The organism is Acinetobacter sp. Ac_3412, assembly GCF_013072675.1.
Classification (GTDB): domain Bacteria; phylum Pseudomonadota; class Gammaproteobacteria; order Pseudomonadales; family Moraxellaceae; genus Acinetobacter; species Acinetobacter higginsii.
In genome coordinates, this window is record NZ_LXUJ01000012.1 from 170,273 (window position 1) to 188,411 (window position 18,139).

An 18,139-nucleotide genomic window follows, 5' to 3' on the forward strand; every position below is an offset into this window, starting at 1 on the left:
AAAAATTACGTCTATCTATCACACAAGATGTAGTTACATTTCGCCATCACCTTGTTGAGATATCCAACATCTCTAAAAATGGAAAGACAGACACCCCCATCTGCCTTTCCAATTCGGTTTACTCAGGTAACTTAAAGTCAGTTACCGATTCACGTAATGATTCAGCCATGTTTGCCAACTCAGAAACTGAGCGCGCTGTATCAAACGTTGCAGTTGTTGTTTGTGAAGTAATTTCCTGTACGACATTCATCGTAGTTGCAATATGACTGGCAGATGCAGACTGAAGTTTTGCTGCATCCGAAATGCTTTCAATCAGTTTTGCTAAGTCGCCCGATACCGTTTGAATCTCATCCAGTGCAATCCCCGCATCTTTTGCCAAGTTCGCACCACGTACAACTTCCGACGTGGTTTGTTCCATCGAAATTACGGCTTCGTTGGTATCCGTTTGAATGGTTTTTACTAAGCTTTCAATCTGCTTGGTTGCTGATGCAGATCGTTCTGCAAGACGCTGTACTTCATCGGCTACGACCGCGAAACCACGACCTGCTTCACCCGCCATCGATGCTTGGATCGCTGCGTTTAATGCCAAGATGTTGGTTTGGTCGGCAATATCGTTAATCAACGAGACAATGTTACCAATCTCTTGAGAAGATTCACCCAAACGTTTAATACGTTTTGAAGTCTCTTGAATCTGTTCACGAATATGATCCATACCTTCGATCGAACGGTTTACCACTTGCGCACCATTGGTTGCAATTTGTACCGAGCGTTGTGCTACGTCAGCAGATTCAGAAGCGTTGGCAGATACTTGGTCAATTGACAGTGCCATTTCGTTCATCGCCGCTGATGCACCTGCAATTTCTTGCGCCTGATGTTCAGAAGCTTCTGCTAACTGGTTAGTAATGCTCTGGGTATCTTGGGTATAACGTGCAACTTCTTGCGAGGTATCAGTAATTCGAGATACAAGGTCACGTAACTGGTCAATCGCGAAGTTAATCGAGTCGGCAATCGCCCCCGTAAAGTCTTCCGATACTGTTGCGTAAGAGCGTAAATCACCATCCGCTAAGTCGGCGATCTCATCCAGTAAACGTAAAATCGCGTTTTGGTTACGGTCATATTCATCTTGTAGACGCGTTACGCGTTCTTTATCGGTATTACTACGTAATGCAAGTAATTGTAATGCTGAGAATACAAGTAAACCTAAAGCGCCAATCAGTACAATACCTGCAACAACGTTATCCCAACCGCCTTCAGCTTTATTTGATAAATCATTGAGTGAAGTTAAAAGTGCATCGGACTGAGAGAAAATTTGTGAAGATGCCTGACGTACACGAACAATCTGGTTGGCGTTTTGCAATACCGTTGCTGCCGCAGATTTCAATACGGCATCATAATCAGATTTAATGCTGTCTACAGATTCGCGCAATGCTGCTGAACTGATGCGGTCTACACCAAGCTCTGAGCTACCATTTAACTGTGCATTTAAATACACACCAAAGGTATCAATATCGGCACCAAAGTCATTCGCTGAAACGTTTGAGTTGTCCGTACCGACCAATACCGAGTTGATCGAACGTAAAATACGTTCTGCAATGAACACTTGGTTTTTGGTAATAATTACCTGACTACTCGGCATGTTTTCACGAACCATCTGGTCGACCATCAAGTTATATTCCGCCTGAATTTCAGGAATGGTTTCACTGATCGAGATGTTGGTATCGTAAAGCTGGTTAATAACTTTTTGTTGCGATGCAATCAGGTCAATATTCTTGGCAACAGTATCCCAAAGACCACTCACCTTCTTGTACTCATCAGAGCCTTTACCGTACACACTCTCAACAGTGTCTAGGTTTTCAGCAAACTGCTTCTCTGACTCGACTAGTTTTTTCATCGCTTCTGGCGTACCAGATGCAGTTGCTTCAGTTGCTTGACGCGAAATCGTTTGCGATAACAAACGCAATTCACCCAAACTACGGGTCAACTGGTTCGAACGCGGAACACTCACGAATAAGTAAATTAAGAGGATAACTGCAAGGGCCAAAGCAATTAAAGCACGATAGATAATCGGTTTCGATTTCTCTGTTTCACCGAATAAGCGTGAAAACTGGTCAAGTTGCGCTTTAATATTATCTAAAAACGCACCACCTTTTTTCAGCCCTGCACTATCGCCATTGCCGTTCTTTTTTTTAAGTTTAAAGCCCATATCAGCTTCTCCCCTGAATACGCGTTTATGTTCCGTAGCGTATAAATTAGTTTATAAATTTTATTGATGCGTTCATGTATTGTGGATTGCTGAGCAACCGACTCAATAAAAACACATGCCATTGTTGATTATGTTGGTGGAAGTGACCTTGGCAATAATCTTTCAATTTATTATCCAGCTCATTATTTTGAGAGAAAAAACTCTTTTTATTAAAGTGTTGAATCCCCAAAACCTGATCGACGACCAACCCCACATAATGGTCTTGATGGCTAATACAAATCACTTTTTGCGTTGGGGAAAACTGACTTCGTTGCCCTGAAATAAAATGTGTTAAATCAGAAACTGAAAGTAGTCGTCCACGAATATTGGCCAAACCACGTACCCACGCCTGAGTATTTGGTACTGGTGTATATTTCGGAGGATAAATCACCTCCGAAATTTCCCCTAAAGGCGCAACAAAATATTGCCCTAACATCTCAAATGCGATACCAGACCAACGGCTGACTTCATTTTGAGTTGAAGTGTATTGTTTATTGCCTCGCTTGGATAAACGAAGCAATTCGATAAATCCATTTGCTGCCATACCCTATCCCGTATTGAGAAGGCTCATCTTGAGCAAAAAATTAACTTAATAATTGTTTAATTACATCAATAAGCTGCTGTTCATCAATCGGCTTAGTCAAATAATCACAAGCCCCTTGACGTTTACCCCATACACGGTCTGTGGCCTGATCTTTGGTACTCACGATTACAACAGGAATATGCTGTGTGTCTTTGCCCTTACTAATCTGGCGTGTTGCTTGAAAGCCATTCATCCCTGGCATCACCACATCCATCAATACCAAGTCAGGCAATTCTGCTTGAGCCATAGTGACACCGTCAGCACCATTGGTCGCTTCAATAACGTCATAACCGTGCTTCGTCAAAATTTCTCTAAAGCGAAATGTTTCAGTAGGTGAATCATCTACAATAAGTATACGAGCCATTTTTTCCTCAATCTTAAATTTTATGCGCTAACGTGGTTGCGAATCGCATTTAACAATTCATCTTTACTGAATGGCTTGGTTAAATATTCATCCGACCCCACAACACGCCCTTTCGCTTGATCAAACAAACCGTCTTTGCTTGACAACATAATTACTGGAATATTTTGATAATTTAGAGAGTTTTTGATTAATGCACAGGTTTGATAACCGTCTAAACGAGGCATCATAATGTCTACAAAAACGATATCTGGATTGGCTTCTGCAATTTTTGACAATGCTTCAAAGCCATCAACCGCAGTGATCACTTCACAACCTTCACGTTGCAATAAGGTCTCAGCTGTACGGCGAATCGTTTTTGAATCGTCAATCACCATCACCTTTAAATTTTGAAATTTATCGTCCATTTATTGTCCTGCCCCAATACTCAATACAAACTATGGTTGGTTTAATTTGTTTTATACAGATTAGTTGATATTTTTAACATATCTTTACTTGCATTATCAATGAAGTTTTTTGAACCAACCTATCAGTTTCGCTTAACAATCACAAACAGTTCACACTTTTGATTAAATTCCTAATTTTTTTGCTGAATAACTATTTTTAAATGTCTAAATTAGCACTAATATACAACTGATTATTATTTAAAAATAAGTGATTTAATTAACTTTTTTACGGGGAATGTAATGACTGGTTCGTTAAAGTGCGGTTTCCGCATTCGTCACTTTACAACGATTACTCGTAGTTACATTTGTTGTTTTTTTCTATTGCTATTTGTCAACAGTTCCACTTTTGCAGCAACTGAACAGGTTAAACCTGTTTGGTATCGTTATTATGACAAAAATGGTGTTGCCAATGTCAGTACCTCGGTCACACCAGAACACATCCGACATGGTTATGAAGCACTTGATCGTAATATGCAAGTGATCAAACGTAATCGTGCTTATAATGCCGCTGCCGATGTTCAGCAATCAGCCCAACGTGAGTCTCTCGCACGCCGTCGTGAACAGGATTTAAGGCTCAAACGCGCCTATGGCAGTCCACAAATCGCAGCAACAAAACGCGATCAAATTTTAGCAAACCTCAAAAAACAGCTGAATTATCAGCAAGAACAGTTACAGCAATTACAAAAGGATAAGATTGGTTTCAAACGCCAAGAAATGGAATATCACCGCAAAGGTGAAATGCTACCTGCCCAGCTTAAAAGCAATCTAGAAAATAATGCTCAAAATATTGAAAACGTCAAAAAAACCGTTGAAAGCCTACGTAATGCCTATCACAAGACTGAAGTAGAATATAGCGATATTATCAATCGCTTAAATGCACTCGGCTCGACTTAAGCTCAAAATCTTGTATAAATCTCTCCCTTCACGATATTAATTTTTAAACAATTTCAATATTTAGTCATATGCCAGTGCTATATACTGCGCGAAATTGAATGTTTCATGTCATAATGCCCATTGCTCAAAACTGAGCACATTATTTTTGCTCATTTTATAGTACTTTTTAAATAACACTTAACTTTAGGACAGTTTCCATGCGCGCAAGCCGCTTTTTATTTGCAACGTTAAGAGAAACCCCAAATGATGCTGAAGTGATTTCACACCAGCTCATGTTACGTGCGGGGATGATTCGTAAACTCGCTTCTGGCTTATACTCTTGGTTGCCCATGGGAACGCGCGTTTTAAAGAAAGTGGATGCGATTGTTCGCGAAGAAATGAACCGTTCAGGCGCATTAGAAGTATTCATGCCAGTTACACAACCTGCTGCGCTTTGGGAAGAATCAGGTCGTTTTGAACAATACGGCCCAGAGTTATTACGTTTTAAAGATCGTCATGACAACCCATTCGTGCTAGGCCCGACTCACGAAGAAGTGATTACAGACTTGGCGCGTAACGAGCTGAAAAGCTATAAGCAACTGCCATTGAATTTTTATCAAATTCAAACCAAATTCCGTGATGAAATTCGTCCACGTTTTGGTGTGATGCGCTCGCGTGAATTCATCATGAAAGATGCTTATTCTTTCCATGCTGACCAAGCATCATTACAAGAAACCTATGATGTCATGTATGACACTTATAGCCGTATCTTTACACGCTTAGGTTTGGATTTCCGTCCAGTACAAGCAGATACAGGTTCAATTGGAGGTTCTGCATCGCATGAATTCCATGTACTTGCGTCAAGTGGTGAAGATGACATCGCTTTCTCGACAGAATCTGACTTTGCCGCAAACGTTGAAATGGCAGAAGCGCTTTTAGTCGGTGAGCGTGCTGGTGCAACTCAAGCATTAACGCTAGTTGATACACCAAACCAAAAAACCATTGCTGATGTTTGCCAGTTCTTAAATGCTGATGCCAAACAGTCTGTTAAAGCATTGCTGGTACAGGGTCCAACTGACGACAAAGGCAATACACCAGTTGTTGCATTGTTCCTCCGTGGCGACCATGAACTCAATGATATTAAAGCTGAAAAGCATCCATTGATTGCTGCACCTTTAGCATTTGCAACAGAAGAACAATTGCAACAACACGGTCTAACAGCTGGTTTCTGCGGTCCTCAAGGCTTGCTTGAAAAAGGCTTAACTGTGATTGTGGATCGTGCTGCATCGGTATTGTCTGACTTTGTAGCAGGTGCAAATGAGGTCGACAAACATGCAACGGGTGTAAACTGGGACCGCGATGCGAAATTCACGGAAGTGTTTGACCTACGTAATGTGGTTGAAGGCGACCCTTCTCCAGATGGTAAAGGTACGATCCAAATTAGACGTGGTATTGAAGTTGGTCATATTTTCCAACTCGGTACAAAGTATTCTGAAGCTTTGGGCTGTAAAGTCTTAGGTGAAGATGGCAAACCATTTACTGTCACCATGGGCTGTTACGGAATTGGTGTAACACGTGTTGTCGCTGCTGCGATCGAACAAAACTTTGATGATAAAGGCATTATCTGGCCACAAGCGATTGCACCTTTTGAAGTTGCAATTGTGCCAATGAACGCGCATAAATCACCACGTACGCTTGAAGCAGCTGAAGCACTCTATGCTGAATTACAAGCACAAGGCTATGACGTGTTACTAGATGATCGTAACGAACGCCCAGGCGTGAAATTCTCTGACCTTGAGTTGATGGGTATTCCGCACCGTATCGTGATCGGTGAGAAAGGCTTGGATGCAGGTACTTTTGAATATAAAGGCCGTCGTGATGCTGAAGCGACTAACCTCAATAAAGAAGAATTATTAGCAAAACTTGTTCGCTAATCTCAATTCTATCTGTAAAAAAGCCGTTTCATTGAAACGGCTTTTTTATTACTGATTTAAACAGTTAAATCTTTAATGGTTTCTGATGGTCCATTATTTTTAACAGACTCAATGCCTTTATCACGCGATTGTTCATTTGAATACAGTTGACTGGTACCAATCACCTGATGGTTAGCAGCTTTTAAATTAAAATAAGGTTTATCATTCTTAGACGTTAATCGCTCATAACGTGCATCATCTGGACTATTTTTTTGTACAGATGCAATTCCATTCTGCGCAGCTGCTTTGGTTTTATATAATTCACTATTTAAAATTGGCTCACCATTTCCTGCTTTTAATACAAAACGATATTGCCCATCACTCGCTTGACTTACTTCGAACCATCCTGCCATAAGGACCTCTATTTTTGGAGTTAGTATTGATTGTTATCTCATCCAATATAGATCAGCTCTCATCGTTTAAGAAGATTGTTTTTTGTTCACTTTTGGTAATTTATATCAGGTAGAAAAAAGGAGCATTTTCATGCTCCTAAATAAGAATTTAAACTTTCTTCACAAATTCAGATTTTAATTTCATGGCACCCACACCATCAATTTTACAATCAATGTTATGACCATCGCTTGCATCAGGCACCAAACGAATACTTTTTACCTTCGTTCCCACTTTAACGACAGATGATGAACCTTTAATTTTTAAATCTTTAACAACCGTAACGCTATCACCATCAGCCAATACATTACCGTTGGCATCTTTAATAATGTCTTGCAATTCTGAAGCAGATGCTTCCCCCTCCTTCCATTCATGTGAACATTCAGGACAAATCAATAAGTCGCCATCTTGGTAAGTATATTCTGATTGGCATTGTGGGCAATGTGGAAAAGACATAAAAGAAACTCAAAACGACTATTATGATGGATAGACGCAGTTTTTCAAAATTTAGGCTTGAATCGCTTTGCCAAGTAAATAATTTTTAAGTACCAAAGCATGATTCAGCTCAGGATCTTTAGCTGCATAAATCAGCGTCAATTGCTGTTGCTTTGCCATTTCTCTAAGTTCATTCACATGTGGACTATCACTTAATTCCTGATAATACCCTTCTTGAAAGCTGAGCCAGTGCTCAGCCTTATGACAAAAGGCCTGCCGCAATTCTGTAGAAGGTGCAATTTCCTTGAGCCAAATATCCAAATGCGCACGCTCTTTAGAAATTCCTCTTGGCCACAAACGATCAACCAGTACACGCTGCCCATCGGTTGGCTCTACAGGATCATAAATACGTTTGATCTCGATTTGCACACGACTCTCCAGCACCTTATCCGTTCAACTTTCCATTGAAATATCTATGACCTGCCCTTTGGAATCAAAGCTCACACAAATCACATAGTTGGTAATTTCGTCTGGTAAGGTAAAATCCAGCATATCATAACTGTCTAAATCCTCATCTTGCCACTGATGAGTAAGTACCAAAAACTCTAACACCTGTATAGGTGATGGCGTTGACGTTGCAAAATGCTTTTTCCAATATGCTGGCTCCACTTCCTCCAGATGGTGTTGAATAAACAATTCCACACTATCTTCGGCTTGTTGATTTTCCAAAGCTTCACGCATGGCTATACGCGCAAGTTGTTCACGGCGTTCAACAATCGCTTGTTCTGACATAGCATCCCCCGATGTAATGATCATCAAAACTTTGTATTTAAGATTTAAACTGTTTTCCTTATTGATCTGGTATGTCTGCTTGTACCAATAAGCTCAATAAATATAGTGATTCTTGCCAGCCCAGATAACATGCCTCTACAGGAATCACATCAGGGATTCCCTCTTGTGTAATCTGTATTTCTGTACCGACTAATACTTGCTTCAATTGAATTGTGACTTGAATGTCACCCGGTAAATTCGGATCGTCAAAGCGATCGGTGTAACGCAGAAGCTCATTGGGTACCAGTTCAACATAGGTTCCACCAAAGGAATGCGAGCTCCCCGTTGAGAAATTGGTAAATGACATTTTATAAGTTCCACCTTGTTGTGGATCTAAATGATGAACTTTCGCGGTAAATCCATGCGGTGGCAGCCATTTAACCAATGCATCAGGATCAAGAAATGCGTTATACACACGTGCAGGTGGCGCATTAAATACGCGATGTAATCGAACTGTACCTGTCATTATTATTCTCCAATATCACTATTATTCTGTTGGATCGATTCATCATAGCGATTTATTGTACAAAAGCTATGCCTTCAATCGCTCATTTGAGCACGAATATCGAGAATCTCAAGCTGCTTTTTTGTGAAAAATGGCGCAAAATAACAATCCATATTTTAGTGTCCAGAACGCAGATTTAGGATTGATCTATGAGTCAGCTTGGTTTTACTGCTTTTAGTTTAAATGGTGTCGATGCACAAAAATTTTTACAAGGTCAAGTGACGGTTCATGTAGAACGCTTGCCTGAAAATGAAAGTCGCTATACTGCTATTTGTGATTTAAAAGGACGTATTCATTTTGGTTTATGGATTAAAAGATTAAATCCAGAAAGTTTTGAACTTGTGACCACTCAAGATCAGGCAGAAGAGTTTTCTAAGCATATTAAAAAGTTTGGTGCTTTTTCTAAAATGAAGTTAGAAGAAGTTGGAACAGTTTATCCAACTGTTGTTGGTACACAAACCGAGTTTTCTGCAACAACGACAGATATCGATACTTGGCAAGTTCAGGCAATCCAGTCTGGACAGGCTTGGATTACCCAAACAACAGAACATTTGTTCCAACCTCAAGAATTACGTTTACATCAACGTGATGGTGTGCATTTCGATAAAGGCTGTTATCTTGGTCAGGAAATCGTGGCACGTCTTTGGTTTAAAGCCAAACCAAAGCACTGGCTTCATTTAATCCAAGCCAAAGGTGATCTTCCTACCTCTGCAACTCAACTCAATAAAGATGTTGAAGTGGTGAATAGTATTGCGTATGAAGAAGGCTATTTAGCACTGGTGATTGCCAAACCCGCTACTTTAGAAGTGCTCGGTGTGACCGTTTTGGATCTACCGGATGCACTGAATGGTGATGTATCAAGACCTCAATAATACTTTGCTTTTATAAAAGTTATTGTTAAATTAGCCTTCTTATATGGGGGCTTTTTTATGTCAGAAAAAATATATTACTGGGCTGAAGATTTAGAACATTACAATTCAGAAAATGATAATAATTACAATAAAATAATTGAAATAAAAAGACTTAACTTCTTTATAGGAAAAAATAATTCTGGAAAAAGTAAATTTCTAAGAACACTTTTTACTCACAATTACCCAAGCAACTTTTATCAGAATAAAAAGCTTGTAAAAAATTTAAGACTTTTAAATAAAAAATTTGATGATCTAGAAAAGCTTAATTATTCAATGAATTTATCCGACTTTAAACTCTCTATTAAAGAAATGAATAAGCTATTAGCAAATAATACTCTCAATCAACTTATTTTTATCAACTCTACAATTAAACAAAGTATAGATAGGTCTCATGATTTACGTTCTATATTAAAAGATTTCAATTTTTTTGAACTTTCTGATGATGACATCCAGAATTTAGACTCTTTATTTAATTCAAAATTTTATATTCCTATCCTTAGAGGAATGCGTCCTGTTACTAGCATTGAAGATAAACAACCATATATAGAAAGAACTCAAAAAGACTATTTCAAAAACATTGAAAAGTTTAACTCTAAAAATATAATTACAGGTGAATGTCTATATTATGAACTTAAAACTCATTTACTTGGAGAACCTGAACAAAGAGAGTTGATTAAACAATATGAACAGAAACTAAGCCAATACTTCTTTGACAATAAACCGATTACTTTAATTCCAAAATTTGGAAAAGATGAACATGAAAATATCATTGATATGGTTCATATAAAAATTGATCAAGATAATCAATTTCCTGTTTCCATGCTTGGAGATGGTTTGCAGCAAGTAATTATTTTAACTTATGAAGCCTTTACCAAGAACGATAAGCATGCATTTTTCATTGAAGAACCCGAACTACATATGCATGCAGGTATGGTTCGTCAATTAATGAATTTTTATTTAAATGAGACTAAGCACTATTACTTTTTTACGACACACTCCAATCATCTACTTGATATGGCGGACGAATCAGATCAAGTAATTATTCAAAAATTTGTTAAAAAAACAAATATGGATGAATCAAATTCAGCTGAATTCAGCATTTATCGTTGTAATCGAGATAGAGATTTACTCGCCTCATTGGGTGTCAAGCCTTCATCTGTATACTTAGCTAACTGTACAATCTGGGTAGAAGGTATTACCGATCGCTTATATATTACTAAATTCATGGAAAATTTTTTGATCTTATTAGAAAAAAAAGATTTCGAGTTATACAAAAAGTACCGTCGCTTTATGCCAAATTATCATTATACATTTGTAGAATATGCTGGAAGTAATTTAACTCACTGGTCTTTTTGTGAGGATTATCCCCATTTAATGGAGGATAAAGGTTTAAGTGCTAAAGCAATAGCAAGTGACATGCTTCTTATAGCAGATGGCGATATTCAGAATAAATCAACGAGAAGTCAAGTATTAGCTTCTGAACTAGGAAAAGAAAATTATTTAATACTTAAATGTAAGGAAACAGAAAATCTTTTACCCCACAATACAATTATCCGTGTAGCAAAAATTAGATTTGAACGAATGCGACCGTCAACAACTAAAAGCTATAATGTTGATTTATTAGATAAAATTACAGATGAAAACTATTTTGATCACGACGACTATGGCATTGGAAAATTACTTGATCAACAGATGAAAAGACCTAACTCTATTACTTCAAAGAATGCATTTGCAGATGGCGATGGTGTTGGAACAATTAAGTCTAAACTTGATTTTTGCAGAGAAGTAATTAAGGACTTCGATGAAAATCCAGGATGGCAATTAACACCAAAAGCAGAGGAGCTCTGCAAAAAAATCTTTGCTCATATTGAAAAGTGTAACTCTTAAATGAACACTCTTTTCATTTGCAGTCGCAATCAATGGCGTAGTCCTACAGCCGAACGTATTTTCGCTCAAGGGTATGGCCTACATACCCGTTCAGCAGGGACTAGCCGTCACGCCAAACATACTCTCTCGTTAAAGGGTATTGCTTGGGCTGAACAAATTTTTGTAATGGAGTCTCGACACAAGCAACAGATCAAACAACAGTTTTCCAAACAACTTATGCATAAGAAAGTGTTCGTGCTCGATATTCCAGATGACTATCACTATATGGATGTTGAACTAATCGAATTGCTGCAATTGGCAATGCAGCCTTATTTAAAATAAAGTTTAACGATCATTCTTGTCGAGAATCGAAATGAAGGTTATTGTTCACCTATTCTCAATACAACCGATTTCTCATGAAAATAATGATCAAAACATGGTTATCTGCACTCAGTCTGAGCCTTCTCAGCGTACAAAGCCTGCATGCAGATAGCAAAACACTGGAACGAAACTTCAAACAGAATTATCCTGATATTCCAGTCAAATCCGTCAGCCCCTCTCCTTTACCAGGTATTTATGAAGTCTATGCCGCGGGTAAAATTATCTATACTGATGAAACAGCCAAATACCTATTTTTTGGTAACCTCCTCGATGTTAAAAACAAGAAAAACCTAACCGAAGAGCGCTTGGCTGAATTTGGTAAAATTGATGTTAAACAGCTGCCGCTCGATCAAGCAATTAAATATGTAAAAGGTAATGGGGAACGTATCCTCTATGTCTTTAGCGATCCTGATTGCCCTTATTGCCAAAAGCTTGAGCAACATATGACTTCGGTTGATAATGTCACCGTGTATCTATTCTTGTTCCCGCTTAAAAGACTACATCCTCAAGCAGAAACGATTGCGAATAAAATTTGGTGTTCGAAAAATCCGTATGAAGCTTGGGAAGATTATATGCTGCACCGTAAAGCACCTAAAAATGCTGCACAATGTGAGACTCCTATACAGAAGAATCTCGCCCTAGGTCAAAAATTACAAATCGATGGAACACCAACTTTATTTTTGCAAAATGGGATGCGACTCTCAGGCAGCCCGCAAAATGCAGAACAGATTGAGCAACTTTTACAAGAAGCCAGTCCCCAAAAATAAAGGTTAAATATGAAGGCTTGTTGACTTTTTTGCCACAAAAAACCTCAAGCCTTCTTTCATATTTTTCAACATAAGACATTAATTTTAAACAACTAAATAGAAATAAAGTTCCAGTTTCGTTTGTTCCATTTGCTAAGATTTATACAAAATCCTTATTTACATTTTTAACCAAACTTTTATGATGGGAACAGCATATTGAGTTCTGCTATGCAAAGGATGAAAGCAGATCAACATGAAAGGAAAAATAAACATGAAAAAATTGCTTATCGCAAGTTTAATGACGATTGCAAGCCACACAACATTTGCAGCTGACCCTAAAACGTCAACGATTAAACCTGATCCTGCATTTACTAAAGCGACTCAACTCTACGATGCAAAGGATTACCCTGCTGCCTTTCAGGAAATGCAACGCTTAGCCACAACGGGTAATCAACAAGCTGTCTATAATCTTGGTTATATGACTCAAATGGGCCAAGGTACTGCAAAAGATGAAAAGAAAGCCATTCAATATTATCAAGATGCATCTAATAAAGGTTATGGACCAGCCAGCTTCAGCCTAGCTCAGGCCTATCACAAAGGTACACTTGGCCTTGCTAAAAATCCGCAAAAATATAAAGAGTATTTAGATAAAGCCTCGACTCAAGGCTCAGATGATGCAACTGTTGAGTTTGCTGATTTATTATTCAGACAAGGAAAACCTGAATATGACCAAATTGCCATTCAGAGGTTACTCCCTTTACTCCGAAAGGACTATTATCCAGCGAAGAATTTAAAAGCAGTATATGACCTTGGCATTGGCGTAAAGAATAAAAATCCATTCATGCAACAACAAGCTGTTGAGAGCTTAAAAGACCTGTCCAAGAAAGGTTATGCGCCATCTCTGATGATTTTGGGAAACATGCTTGCTAATGGCAACATTATCGATCAAGATTTAGAGCAGGCAAAAAATATTTTTTCTCGTTTAGCTGAAGCAAACTACCCCAATGCGAAAGAATCTTTAGCCAAGGTTGAAGAAGCAATCGCAGCAAAAAAAGCAGCAACTAAAAAGTAGAAAACAAAGAGCAGCATAATAAATGCTGCTCTTTTCACTTAGAATTGTTTGCTGACTTTAATCCCCGCACTCCAGTTGCGCCCATCTGCAGGTTCGAAGAAGCGGCTATTGCTATCATTCACAATCACAGAACCCGCATAGTTTTTATCAAACAGGTTGTCGACACGCGCAAAGCCATTTATGCCCCAATCTGCATATTTCCATGCATATCCAGTATAGATTGAAGCAATGGTGTAACTTGGTGCTGCATCACTATTGATATCATCCACATAGACCTTGTCCATATACTGAGTATCAACACCTGCATAGAAGCCTTGCTCTGGTTTCCACGCCAAGCCAAGAAAAGCTTGGTTCTTGGCAATCCCCGGAATTGCATTGCCCTTTTCAACAGCCTTGACCGTACCTACAGCCGGAATTGTGGTATCAAACTTGGCATCTAAATAACCATAACTGCTACTGATTTCCAGATCTTTCCAGATCTTTTTATTCCATGCCAACTCAACTCCTTGGCGCAAGGTTTTATCAGCATTCCGAAAGGTCGCACGTCCATTTGAAGTACCTGCTGAAACAATATCATCCTGAGTCTTGCTCTGAAAAACAGCCAAAGTGAAATCACCAAACGGGTTTTGCGATTTCAAACCTACTTCATAATTATCACTAGTCGATGGTTTTAGATCGAAGTTAAATCCAGATTTATCCTTATCTGCTTGATAAGCCATTTCAGTAAAGGTTGGAGTTTCAAAGCCTTTGGCGTAGCTGGCATAAGCCAATAACTCAGGTGCAATTTGCCAGCTTAAGGCAGCCGATGGTAACACCTTGTTATAATCCGTTTTATCACTATCATTGCCATTGCTTAAATAATGATCCTTAGATTTATAATGCACATTGCTATAACGCACACCCGTATCTAAACGCCAAGTCGGTAAAAACTGCCAAGAGGCTTGTAAATAGGGATCAACATTCCACAAGGTATTGTCTTCATCACGACGCAATGTGCCTTTTACCCCATAAGACGGCGACCCATTAACAAGATTAAAGTTCTCATACCCTTTGCGGTCTTCATCCATGCTATCAACAGCAAGCCCTGCACTAAAAGTGGTATTCGGCAACAGTTCTTTACCTGTCCAGCGGAAATCAGCACCATAATAATTACGTTCAAAATCAATCACACCACCCGCATGATTAGGATTTTTTTGCGCGGATTGGGGAATTGATTGATATTGAGTCACCTGACGATTGCCGAAATAAGCCATCGCATACAACTCATGTTGATCATTAATCGGTTTAGACCAAGTCACACCCGTTTGCGTTTGTTCTATATCTTTACGAACGTTATATATATTATTCGCATCATTCACCTGACGCGGATTTTGCTGCCATTGAGTTCGATTTAAACCTTGGGGATCATCGGCATGAATCTTGACATAGTTGGTGACCCAGTTAATTTTAGTGCCATCATCCAAATTCCACGTCAGTTTCGCATTATTTAAGACTTTTTCTGCTTTGCTGTGCTCACGATAGCCATCGGTATCAAAATACGAGGAACTGATGATGTAGCTCGGTTCATTTTGATTTTTTGCACCGCCCTGTAGTACCAGACCTACACGATTCTTGTTATGACTGCCTCCCGCATAACTCATCTCAATCGAATCTTTGCCCTGACCTTCTTTGGTCGTCGCCAAGATTGCCCCACCTGATGAGTTGCCATACAGTGATGAAAATGGACCAGTTAATACTTCAAGATGACTGAGACTACTTAAATCAATATTCGAGGTTTGGCCCTGTCCATCTGGCATCGTTGCTGGAATGCCATCGGTATATAGACGGATCCCGCGCACACCAAAGGTCGAACGCGCACCAAAACCACGCATCGAGAGCTGCAAATCTTGCGCGTAATTTTCGCGATTGCGTAATTGAACACTTGGAATCCCTTTCACCACTTCGGTTAAGTTCACCTGCGCAGATTGATCATTTGGAGGCATAGCCACTCTAAAGATCGATGCAGGGGTTTGCATATACGTGGTATTGGTTCGTGTTGCTTCAACTTTGATCGTTGGAAGCTGCACCGCTTGATCCGCATCTGATTCAGCTGCCCAGATAACGCTACTACCCGCCCCCATACACATTGCGACGCAACCGTATAAAAGGTTAATTTTCAGTGAAGGCATGAAGATTCCTTATTTCTCAAAATTTCGAAAGGATGATTTTTAAAAGTAAGCATCTGATTATTTTATATTTGTCTTACATCATTAACTTTAGCCAAAACCATCAATATAGTTAATGATCGGCATTGGTAAATAAAATTAAATACCGTCATAATTGTAAGTGAAACATTTGCCCTCATTGTATTGTTGTTGAAACAACTTGAGCTTTCTATGCCTGAACTTCCTGAAGTTGAAACCACCAAAACCAGCCTGCTGCCGCTGTTGCAACAACGTGTTCAAGCAGTCAACGTCTTGAATGCAAGTTTACGCTGGCCTATTCCTAATGATCTCAATAAGCTGGTTGGACAACGGTTGATTCAACTTAAACGCCGCTCGAAATATATTTTAGCTGAATTTGAACATGACCATATGCTCTGGCATCTGGGCATGTCTGGTAGCTTTCGCCTATGTGAACCTAATGAAGCACTCAGAAAGCATGATCATCTGGTGATTGATTTTGAAGATCTGCAACTCCGCTACCATGATCCACGTCGCTTTGGCTGTATTTTATGGTTAGACCAACAGAATCAAAGTAAATTGATCGACACGCTTGGTCCTGAACCATTAAGCGAAGATTTTAATGCGGGTTACCTTCATGAAAAACTGAGTAAAAAGAATGTCGGCATTAAAATTGCTTTGATGGATAACCATGTGGTGGTTGGTGTCGGCAATATTTATGCGACTGAAAGTTTATTCAACATCGGGGTTCATCCAGCACAACCTGCTTCGACGCTGAGCAAAGCACAAGTGGAAAAATTGGTCATTGAAGTTAAACGCATCTTAAAACAGGCGATTGACTTAGGCGGCTCAACCTTACGTGACTATAGCAATGCGATGGGTGAAAATGGTTATTTTCAGCAGACGCTTTTGGCCTATGGGCGTGCGGGTGAGATGTGCGTAAATTGTGAAACCACATTAGAAAACATGAAATTAGGCCAACGTGCCAGTGTATTCTGCCCGCAATGCCAGCCACTGAAGTTAAAAAAAGCGTAAGCTTATGAAATGTACAAAGGAGAACACAGCATGCAAACTGCGATTGTTCGACATATTCTAGTTAAAGACAAAGACTTGGCTGAGCAGCTAAAAAAACGGATTCAGTCGGGTGCAGATTTCTGCAAGGTTGCCAAGCAATATTCAACCTGTAATTCAGCAAAACGTGGTGGTGAACTCGGTGAAGTGAAAAAAGGACAGTTGGTCCCTGTGATCGATAAACTGGTCTTTAGCGCAGCAGAGCGTATTTTACATGGTCCGATTAAAAGCCAGTTTGGCTTCCATCTGGTCGAAGTCAAATTCCGTATGGATGGTTTGAGATAATCGCTGGGGTTGAGCTTAAATTCTAATTTAAGCTCAACAGCCTGTTCCAAGAATAAACCTTTTAATCCTGAGGCTTCATCACATAAGTCCATGCCAATCTTGTGCTGCCATCAGACAACTGAACCTGAACCTTTACACGTTGATATTGTATCCCTTCAAAATCATCCAACATTTGCCAATTCTGTTCTAACTTATCCGTACTAAATAGATAGCCCTCAACCAAAGGATCTGCTTCATTCAGCACCATTGCAGGCAAACCTTGATCTGGCCCCCAATCCAAAATATGAATGGTGCCATGTACAAAAGCTTGTTGCCAGTCACCGCCTATTCCACCCAAAATATGAGCATTTTCTCGATTTGGGCAAAGCGTGCCGTAAACAAATAATTGGTTCATGTTGGTTAATCCCCCGATCATATGCACAGCATCTTAAAATGAAAGCAGCAATTTTTCTATGTGAAATGATGATTTTCACCGCATTATCCAGTGCCAATCTATTTTAATAGGCAATAAAAAAACGGCATTTCAAATGCCGTTTTTTTATTCAAGACAAATTAACCTTGTTTTTTCAACTCATCACGAATTTCACGTAACAATTGAACATCTTCCGGTGTTGCTTCAGGCTCAGGCGCAGCCTCTTCTTGTTTGCGGATACGGTTCATCACTTTCACCAACAAGAATACAACCCATGCCAATAACAAGAAGTTAATCAGAATAGTTAAGAAGCTACCATAAGCAAATACATTCAGTCCTGCATCCTGTGCTGCTTTCAGGGTTGTCACATTGTTCGGGTTGTCGCCGAGGATAAGGAACCAATTGGTGTAATCCACATCACCACCCAAGATCCATGAAATCACTGGCATCACAATATCTTTCACTAATGAATCAATGATTTTACCGAAAGCACCACCAATGATGACACCAATCGCTAAATCCATCATATTGCCTTTGATGGCAAATTCTTTAAATTCTTTAATAATACTCATCTATAACTCTCCAGAGTTGAAC

General features: G+C 39.3%; 21 protein-coding genes. 9 read left to right on the forward strand and 12 right to left on the reverse strand.

Annotated features, from left to right (window positions below; translation table 11 throughout):
- Nucleotides 1–118 precede the first annotated feature (118 nt).
- Genes A7P54_RS16095 through pilG form a run of 4 tightly spaced genes read right to left on the reverse strand, consistent with a single transcriptional unit; the run spans nt 119 to nt 3,593 of the window.
- On the reverse strand, nt 119–2,203 hold the full coding sequence (locus A7P54_RS16095; RefSeq protein ID WP_005322576.1) for a methyl-accepting chemotaxis protein: 2,085 nt from the start codon (nt 2,201–2,203) through the stop codon (nt 119–121).
- Nucleotides 2,204–2,249: 46 nt separating this feature from the next.
- Nucleotides 2,250–2,786, reverse strand: a complete 537-nt coding sequence (locus A7P54_RS16100; RefSeq protein WP_005206065.1) for a chemotaxis protein CheW — start codon at nt 2,784–2,786, stop codon at nt 2,250–2,252.
- Between the two features lie 40 nt (nt 2,787–2,826).
- Nucleotides 2,827–3,189 carry a response regulator gene (locus A7P54_RS16105; RefSeq protein ID WP_004652355.1) on the reverse strand — a complete coding sequence of 121 codons (363 nt, stop codon included), beginning with the start codon at nt 3,187–3,189 and terminating at the stop codon, nt 2,827–2,829.
- 20 nt (nt 3,190–3,209) lie between these two features.
- Nucleotides 3,210–3,593, reverse strand: coding sequence for a twitching motility response regulator PilG (gene pilG / locus A7P54_RS16110; RefSeq protein ID WP_004802929.1), 384 nt, complete (start codon nt 3,591–3,593; stop codon nt 3,210–3,212).
- Nucleotides 3,594–3,872: 279 nt separating this feature from the next.
- On the opposite strand from pilG, the gene A7P54_RS16115 reads away from it, so the two are divergent.
- Both A7P54_RS16115 and A7P54_RS16120 read left to right on the forward strand, forming a co-directional pair.
- A complete protein-coding gene (locus A7P54_RS16115; RefSeq protein ID WP_005206068.1) occupies nt 3,873–4,526 on the forward strand; it encodes a hypothetical protein in 654 nt (217 codons plus the stop codon).
- A gap of 197 nt (nt 4,527–4,723) precedes the next feature.
- Nucleotides 4,724–6,439, forward strand: coding sequence for a proline--tRNA ligase (locus tag A7P54_RS16120; RefSeq protein WP_171550165.1), 1,716 nt, complete (start codon nt 4,724–4,726; stop codon nt 6,437–6,439).
- A gap of 56 nt (nt 6,440–6,495) precedes the next feature.
- Here A7P54_RS16120 and A7P54_RS16125 read toward each other — a convergent pair whose 3' ends face one another.
- From A7P54_RS16125 to A7P54_RS16145, 5 genes are all read right to left on the reverse strand, one after another.
- Entirely contained in the window at nt 6,496–6,831 is a 336-nt protein-coding gene (locus tag A7P54_RS16125) for a YegP family protein (RefSeq protein ID WP_005192866.1), read from the reverse strand.
- Nucleotides 6,832–6,979: 148 nt separating this feature from the next.
- The gene (locus A7P54_RS16130) at nt 6,980–7,324 is read right to left on the reverse strand and encodes a zinc ribbon domain-containing protein YjdM (RefSeq protein WP_004802922.1); all 345 of its coding nucleotides are present in this window, start codon (nt 7,322–7,324) and stop codon (nt 6,980–6,982) included.
- Between the two features lie 51 nt (nt 7,325–7,375).
- Nucleotides 7,376–7,732 (reverse strand): DUF488 family protein, encoded by a 357-nt coding sequence (locus tag A7P54_RS16135; RefSeq protein WP_171550166.1) that lies wholly within the window; start codon nt 7,730–7,732, stop codon nt 7,376–7,378.
- A 24-nt stretch (nt 7,733–7,756) separates the two neighbouring features.
- A complete protein-coding gene (locus A7P54_RS16140) occupies nt 7,757–8,119 on the reverse strand; it encodes a DUF2004 domain-containing protein (RefSeq protein ID WP_171550167.1) in 363 nt (120 codons plus the stop codon).
- Between the two features lie 34 nt (nt 8,120–8,153).
- Nucleotides 8,154–8,606, reverse strand: coding sequence for an SRPBCC family protein (locus A7P54_RS16145; RefSeq protein ID WP_171550298.1), 453 nt, complete (start codon nt 8,604–8,606; stop codon nt 8,154–8,156).
- A 182-nt stretch (nt 8,607–8,788) separates the two neighbouring features.
- On the opposite strand from A7P54_RS16145, the gene A7P54_RS16150 reads away from it, so the two are divergent.
- The 5 genes from A7P54_RS16150 to A7P54_RS16170 all read left to right on the forward strand — a co-directional run bounded on the left by A7P54_RS16150 (nt 8,789) and on the right by A7P54_RS16170 (nt 13,615).
- Entirely contained in the window at nt 8,789–9,511 is a 723-nt protein-coding gene (locus tag A7P54_RS16150) for a folate-binding Fe/S cluster repair protein (RefSeq protein WP_171550168.1), read from the forward strand.
- A gap of 57 nt (nt 9,512–9,568) precedes the next feature.
- Entirely contained in the window at nt 9,569–11,437 is a 1,869-nt protein-coding gene (locus A7P54_RS16155) for an AAA family ATPase (protein ID WP_171550169.1), read from the forward strand.
- Nucleotides 11,438–11,758, forward strand: coding sequence for a protein tyrosine phosphatase (locus A7P54_RS16160; protein ID WP_171550170.1), 321 nt, complete (start codon nt 11,438–11,440; stop codon nt 11,756–11,758).
- An 83-nt stretch (nt 11,759–11,841) separates the two neighbouring features.
- Nucleotides 11,842–12,564: a DsbC family protein gene (locus tag A7P54_RS16165; RefSeq protein ID WP_171550299.1), complete on the forward strand. Its 723-nt coding sequence runs from the start codon at nt 11,842–11,844 to the stop codon at nt 12,562–12,564.
- A gap of 250 nt (nt 12,565–12,814) precedes the next feature.
- A complete protein-coding gene (locus A7P54_RS16170) occupies nt 12,815–13,615 on the forward strand; it encodes a tetratricopeptide repeat protein (protein ID WP_171550171.1) in 801 nt (266 codons plus the stop codon).
- A gap of 38 nt (nt 13,616–13,653) precedes the next feature.
- Here the strand turns inward: A7P54_RS16170 and A7P54_RS16175 are convergent, their stop codons facing one another.
- The gene (locus A7P54_RS16175; protein WP_216077143.1) at nt 13,654–15,783 is read right to left on the reverse strand and encodes a TonB-dependent receptor; all 2,130 of its coding nucleotides are present in this window, start codon (nt 15,781–15,783) and stop codon (nt 13,654–13,656) included.
- A gap of 207 nt (nt 15,784–15,990) precedes the next feature.
- Here A7P54_RS16175 and mutM point away from each other — a divergent pair, with 207 nt between their 5' ends.
- On the forward strand, nt 15,991–16,812 hold the full coding sequence (mutM, locus tag A7P54_RS16180) for a bifunctional DNA-formamidopyrimidine glycosylase/DNA-(apurinic or apyrimidinic site) lyase (RefSeq protein WP_171550172.1): 822 nt from the start codon (nt 15,991–15,993) through the stop codon (nt 16,810–16,812).
- Nucleotides 16,813–16,842: 30 nt separating this feature from the next.
- A complete protein-coding gene (locus tag A7P54_RS16185) occupies nt 16,843–17,133 on the forward strand; it encodes a peptidylprolyl isomerase (RefSeq protein ID WP_171550173.1) in 291 nt (96 codons plus the stop codon).
- A gap of 61 nt (nt 17,134–17,194) precedes the next feature.
- Here the strand turns inward: A7P54_RS16185 and A7P54_RS16190 are convergent, their stop codons facing one another.
- Both A7P54_RS16190 and mscL read right to left on the reverse strand, forming a co-directional pair.
- Nucleotides 17,195–17,527: a gamma-glutamylcyclotransferase family protein gene (locus A7P54_RS16190; protein WP_171550174.1), complete on the reverse strand. Its 333-nt coding sequence runs from the start codon at nt 17,525–17,527 to the stop codon at nt 17,195–17,197.
- A 158-nt stretch (nt 17,528–17,685) separates the two neighbouring features.
- On the reverse strand, nt 17,686–18,117 hold the full coding sequence (mscL, locus tag A7P54_RS16195; protein WP_004652374.1) for a large conductance mechanosensitive channel protein MscL: 432 nt from the start codon (nt 18,115–18,117) through the stop codon (nt 17,686–17,688).
- Between the last annotated feature and the right edge of the window lie 22 nt (nt 18,118–18,139).